2 protein-coding genes are annotated in these 7,122 nt (G+C 44.1%); both read right to left on the reverse strand.

Features of this window, described 5'->3' with window-relative positions; translation table 11 throughout:
- Nucleotides 1-79: 79 nt before the first annotated feature.
- Nucleotides 80-4,918: an NAD-glutamate dehydrogenase gene (locus QVA83_RS11845; protein WP_287498488.1), complete on the reverse strand. Its 4,839-nt coding sequence runs from the start codon at nt 4,916-4,918 to the stop codon at nt 80-82.
- Nucleotides 4,919-5,114: 196 nt separating this feature from the next.
- The coding region (locus QVA83_RS11850; RefSeq protein WP_287498489.1) for an efflux RND transporter permease subunit at nt 5,115-7,122 on the reverse strand (2,008 nt) is incomplete at its 5' end.

Genomic DNA, 7,122 nt, shown 5'->3' on the forward strand with positions numbered 1-7,122 from the left:
GAAAAAATGTACAGTAATGTTCAGTTGGCCAATAAAAAGCCCTGATAAACAGGGCTTAAATCATTAAGGTGCGTGTATTCTAATGGTTAGACTTCACGCTTAAAAGCATCAATTCACGTAAAGCGACAGAAAATTTCGCAAATTCGTGCGTTGTACTGGTCTTAAACTCAGACATCATGTGATACCAGCGCTTAAGTAGGACCTGATTGCTTTCAATCCACTCATCAAGAATTTGATCTGCACTACTTACGTCTGCGCGAGAAGCTAAAAGATTTGCTGCAATGGAACGCTGCTGCCAATCTAACTCTTCACGATACGAGGCGCGAGCTAACGCTTGCCAGTGGTTGCTTACCGCCTGGTTGTTTATCTGATCTAAGAACCAGTGAAGCTCTAAACGAGAACCTAGCTGATAGTAAAGCTTAGCGACTACATCGGTATCATGCTTATCTGCTTCAACGATTTGCGCAAGGTCAAAGCTAGAGAACATGTTAGAGAAGCTTGCAACCTGATAAGCGATGTCTTCTGGTACACCCTTATCAATGTATTTCTGCGTGGCGTTTTCAAGCTGAGTAAATTCGCTTTTAACCAAGTAGTTTTGCAGGTTCTTCGATAAAATATCGAAGGTACCACGGTAGCTCGCGATGGCTTCTTCAATGGATTGCGTCTTATTACCGTGGCGAATATACCAGCGCGAAGCGCGACGCATAATTCTACGTGCTTCATCTAACATTTTAAGCTGTAGCTGAGCTGGAATAACGTTATCCAGTTGTTCGATGCGCTCCCACAGCGTCTTCATGTTAAAGATACCGTGAACAATTGCGTATGCGTCAGCAATTTCGCTCACACTTGCGCCAGTTTCTTCCTGCATTCTAAACACGAAGTTAAGGCCCATGTCGTTAACCATGTTGTTGGTTAACTTAGTCGCAATAATTTCGCTTCTAAGCGGATGCTGTTGCATGTGTGTTGCGAATTTTTCGCGGAGCACTTTAGGGAATGCTTCTACTAACAACTTACCGTGGTAAGGATTGTCAGTAATTTCCGGAATATTAAGCGCATCTTTAAGTACCATTTTGCCGTACGCAATCAATACGCTTAACTCTGGGCGAGTTAAACCTTGATCCGTGGCTACGCGATCTGAAATCTCATCGTCACTTGGAATAAATTCCAATTCACGGTTTAGCTGACCTTCACGCTCAAGACCGTGGATAAAGCGAAGCTGTTCTTTAAGTTGCTTAACGCCAGCTAACTCAGTAATAGAGATAGACTGAGTTTGACGGTAGCAGTCTTTCAGTACAATTCGACTTACATCGTCGGTCATATCGTAGAGCAACTTATTACGCTGTTTAAGCGTAAGTTCACCGTCGTTAACTAGGCTGTTAAGCAAGATTTTGATGTTTACTTCGTTATCCGAGCAATCAACCCCACCTACGTTATCGATGAAGTCAGTGTTAACTCGGCCACCGTTAGACGCATATTCAATACGACCTAACTGCGTTAGACCTAAGTTACCGCCCTCGCCCACAATTTTAGCTTGTACGTCACGACCATTGACGCGTAAGTCATCATTAGCACGGTCACCTACGTCTGAGTGAGATTCTTTCTTGCTCTTAATATACGTACCGATTCCACCGTTCCACAGTAGGTCGACTGGCATTTTCAATATATTGTGAATTAGCTCATTAGGCGTCATCGTTAGCTGACGCGTACCTAACCACTTTTTCATTTCAGGTGTAAGCTTGATAGATTTAGACGCGCGGCTAAATACGCCTCCGCCTTTTGAAATCAGCTTACTGTCATAGTCTTCCCAGCTTAGGCTTGGATTCTCAAACAGGCGTTGACGCTCTTTATAACTTGCTGCTGCATCTGGGCTTGGATCGAAGAAAATATGTAAATGGTTAAACGCAGCGATTAGTCGCGTATGCTCTGATAGCAACATACCGTTACCGAATACGTCACCTGCCATGTCACCCACACCAACAGCGGTAAAGTCAGTGGTCTGACAGTCGATACCAATTTCTCTGAAATGACGTTTAACCGACTCCCATCCGCCGCGTGCAGTAATACCCATTTTCTTATGGTCGTATCCAATACTACCGCCAGATGCAAATGCATCGCCCAGCCAAAACCCAAACTCTTCCGCAATACCGTTTGCGATATCAGAGAACGTGGCAGTGCCTTTATCTGCAGCAACAACCAAATAAGGGTCATCATCATCAAGGCGAACAACATCCTTAGGAGGAACAATTTCACCATTTACAATGTTGTCAGTAATATCTAACAAGCTGGTGATGAAAGTGCGATAGCATGCTTGGCCTTCAGCCTGAATAGCTGCGCGACCTTCGCCTACAGGTAGGTTCTTACAAACGAAACCACCTTTTGCACCAACCGGCACGATCACCGTGTTTTTAACTTGTTGCGCTTTTACTAGGCCGAGTACTTCTGTTCTGAAGTCTTCTTGTCTATCAGACCAACGAAGACCGCCGCGGGCAACTTTGCCGCCACGCAGGTGCACACCTTCAACGCGAGGACTGTAAACAAAAATTTCAAACTTAGGCAGTGGTAATGGCATGTCAGGAATGAGTTCAGGCATCATCTTAAATGATACATATGATTTTTCATTGCCGGCATCGTCTACCTGATAGAAGTTTGTACGTAACGTTGCAGACATCATATCCAGATAACGACGAATAATTCGGTCGTCATCCAAGTTACTAACGTTGTCTAACTGTTCCTTAATAGTCTCAAGAATACCTTCCTCTTTTTTCTCATTGCGCTTTTTCTTAGGATTAAAACGCTGGTCGAAAAAGTCTACGAGTAAACGAGCAATGTCTGGATAGTTAGCTAGTGTGTTTGCGATGTAGTCACGGCTGAAAGAACTGCCGGTCTGGCGCATGTATTTAGCATAAGCACGGAGTACCGTAACTTTACGACCAGTCATATTCGCGCCAAGGATAAGACGGTTAAACGCGTCGTCTTCTAGTGTCTTGTACCACACTTTGGCGAAGGCATCTTGAAAGAGAATCTGGGCGTTTTCCATGTCAAAGTGCTGACCACTTTTATGTAACATGGTGAAGTCCATGACCCAGTTACGTTCACCTTCTGAACACGTGACTTTATAAGGGCTTTCATCGATTACGCGTAACCCAAAATTCTCAAGCATCGGTAACACGTCAGACAAATGAATAGGCTCGGCGCGGTGGAAAAGCTTAAGCTTAACTACTTGGCTGTCAGCGTCTTCTTCTTGTGGACGATAGAACAACATATCCAATGTGTGGTTGTCGTCTAACATCTCTAGTTTGCCAATATCTACAAGCGCTGCTGACGGTAGGTTATGCTCCATATAGCTGCGAGAGAAAGCATTGTTGTATTTGCGTTCCAACGCTTTACCCGAAGCCTCACCGTGTGCCGCTGAAATAGCTGACGCGAGTCTGTCATTCCAGGTTTTGGTCAACTCAATAATGTTTTGCTCTATTTCCTTCACATCGAATTCCGCGTTGTTGTCGTTGACTCTAGCAATGTAATGCGTACGGGCATATACAGACTCTGAGAAGAACGTAGTAAATTCCACTTCTTCAGTTGCGCCCAATGACGCTTTAAGTAGCGCTTGGGTTTCTTTGCGTAACTGGGTGTTATAGCGCTCTCTTGGAACAAACACCATGCACGAGAAAAAGCGGCCAAAAATGTCTTTTCGAATGAATAAACGTGAAATTCCACGCTCTTGCATTTGAAAAATACCCATCACAATTTGCGCTAGCTCTTCTGCTGGCGTTTGTAGCAACTCATCTCGTGGGTAGGTTTCTATAATATTTGCAAACGCTTTGTATGCGTGAGTTCCGGGCTCGAAACCAGATAGCTCACAAATACGTTTGATTTTTTCACGTAAAATCGGAAGCTGAGTTACGCTGTTGTTATAGAAAGAGGCAGAATACAAACCTAAAAAGCGGTGCTCACCAACAACTTGACCTTCTTTGTTAAACACCTTCACGCCTACATAGTCCATATATGCAGGACGGTGTACTCGCGCGCGTGAATTTGTTTTGGTCAGAATCAATGGGTTTTTGCTAAGCGCTTCCGCACGGGCCGACGCAGGCAAGCGAGACAACAAACGCTCACGGTCGTTTACTGAGTTTTTAAGCAAACCTAAACTGGTGTCGTTTTGAGGGATCCATCTATGGTCCCCTTCAATGGCTTTAACGTCATAATAACGGTAACCCATCATTGTGAAGTTGTGATCGCCTAACCATTCTAAGTAAGCCTTAGTTTGCTTTTTGGCTTCTGTAGATACAGGCCAGTTAAATTTAGCATTGTTTTTAATTACGTCTTGCAAGGTATTTGTCATGCCTTGCCAGTCTTGAACTGCCAAAGAAACTTCATCAACGACAGAGTGTAGTTCTTGTGTTAGAGCATCGATGTCTTTTTTCGATGTTTGTCTATCGATTTCGATAAAGATGACCGTTTCTTTTTTCGCACCTTCAAGCGATTGACCTGGCTCAGCAAACGCTTCAACTTTGTTCGCTTTGTCGCGCTTAATGCCAATTGGGCTGTGAAGGAATAAATGTGCGGTGATGTTCAAACGATTTAGCAACATGCGCACCGAGTCAACCAAGAATGGCATATCCGACACAATAATCTCAACAATTGTGTGGCTTGAGTGCCAGCCGTGTTTGGCAATTTCCGGGTTAAATACGCGTATGTATGGCGACGTATGTTCAAACTTCGCCAAGCCATTCCATAAACTAAGTGTTGCACCATAAAGGTCGCTGTCGTTGCGATTTTCTAGGTCATCGCTTGAAATATTTTTATACAACAGACGTCCGAATTGCTGCACAAGAGACTTCTGCTTGGTATCTACTTTTTTGTCGATAAGTGCAAATACATTGTCTAGCAGTACTGAGTGTCGCTGTGAGGTGACTGTCATTTGTTAACCTTTTTTGAATGTCGTAATACCAATCCAGCTTGGTATAAGTGCCGAGTACCTAACTATTTTCTCTAATAAATGACGCTAATGAAAGCCCATTTTTAACCTTATATTAACAGCATAGATAAGTATGCAGAAAACACCCAAAAAAAAGGGCCTAAAGGCCCTTTTTAATGCTTAGCTATGCAAAAATATTTTATGCATCAGGGTCATTCTTGTTCCACCATAGGAATCTTGCTAGTGCAGGCAGTACAATTATTGCTCCAAGCATGTTCACGACGAACATAAATGTAAGCAAAATGCCCATATCCATTTGGAACTTAAGCGAAGAGAACACCCATGTGCTCACACCTATTGCCAGCGTAATACCGGTAAATAGCACAGCACTTCCACGTTCTTTTAAGGCAGCGAAATACGCTTCTTGAACGGTAGCGCCTTTCTTCAGCATCAAGCTCTTGGTAGAGAGTATATAAATACCATAGTCCACACCTATACCCACGCCAAGTGCGATAACTGGTAATGTAGAAACGGTGAGGCCAATTTGAAGGTATGTCATTAAGGCTTGCGCCAGTACAGACACCACATACAGCGGAATAACAACAACTAACGTAGCACGCACCGAGCGGAAGCTAATTAGACACAACGCAATAACGGCGCCAAATACATAAAGCATCATAGGGTCTTGCGCTGCACTCACCGCTTCATTAGTTGCGGCCATCACGCCGACAGGACCAGAAGCAAGACTGAACTTCATATCATCGGTTTGATATTCATCGCGATACGCTTTTACCGCTTCAACGACACGAGAGATCGTTTCTGCTTTGTGGTCTTCCATAAACAGAATAATTGGCATGACCGAGCAGTCGCCGTTAAGTAAACCTGACGACGTTGGAACGCGAGAAATTGCCTGCACCAATGTTTGCTGGTTACGAGGGAGTACCTGCCACTTAACGTTGCCTTCGTTGTAACCTGCGTTAACAATTTTTGCTACAGATGCCAACGAAACCGCCGATTGAACGCCTTGAACATTTTCCATTTTCCACTGGAAATCGTCCATGGCCTTCATCACGCTGTGTGACGTACAAGCTTCTGGTGTGGTTTCAACCAAAATAGAAATGTAATCTACCGTTACTTCGTACTTATCGGTAATCAGAAAAGTGTCCTGATTGTAGCGTGACGTTTCATGAAGCGCAGGTGCACCCGCATGTAAGTCCCCTATCTTCATATTCTGAGCTTGGAAATGACCAAACACGAATAGGATAGCAGTAACGATAAGAATTATTGCCGCAGGCTTTTTACGTGAACAAGCTGCAATGACTTCCCAGAATTTCGAATTAGCGTTTTCTTTACCCGCGAATTTTTCGACATATTTCTGGTCAAGTTTTAAGAAGCTCATCAGCACAGGCAGCAGCAACAAGTTGGTAAGAATGATTACCGCTACACCCATACTTGCCGTAATCGCCAACTCGCGAATAATGCCGATATCGATTACCAATAACGTCATAAAGCCAACCGTATCAGATAACAATGCAATTCCGCCTGGAACCAGCAAGTTTCTGAATGCCGCCATAGATGCCCGTTTAGCACCAATACCGGTTACTGCTTGTTTTTCTACCGCGTTAATCATTTGTACGCCGTGGCTCACACCAATGGCAAATACTAAAAATGGCACCAGTATTGACATAGGGTCCATACCAAAGCCAATTGAAGTAAGCAGTCCTAGCTGCCAGATAACGGCAATGATTGAGCATACTAACGGCAATAACGTAAGCATGATGCTGCGCGAGAAGAAATACACCATTACGGCAGTAATCGCGATAGCAATGGCGAAAAAGATCAACACGTCTTTTGCACCGTCGGCCACATCGCCAATCATTTTCGCAAAGCCAATTATATGAATAGACGTATTTTCGTTTTCATATTGACCGCGAAGCTGCTCTTCAAGCTCTGCTGCTAGCGCCAATGTATTGAGAGGCTCGCCAGTTTGCGGGTCAATATCGAGCAATTGTGCTGTTACCATTGCGCAGCTGTAATCACTGGATACTTGTCTTCCGACAATGTTTGCCTTTTCTACGTTAGCTGCCACCAACTCTAATGCTTCTGGGCTCGCAGAATTAAAGTCGGCAGGAATGACTGGCCCGCCTGCAAAGCCGCCTTCCACAATTTCAGTAAAGCGCGTTGAAGGCAGTCTCTTATACACCTCT

The sequence above is a fragment of the Alteromonas sp. AO-Serp genome, from assembly GCF_017849675.1.
Classification (GTDB): domain Bacteria; phylum Pseudomonadota; class Gammaproteobacteria; order Enterobacterales; family Alteromonadaceae; genus Alteromonas; species Alteromonas macleodii.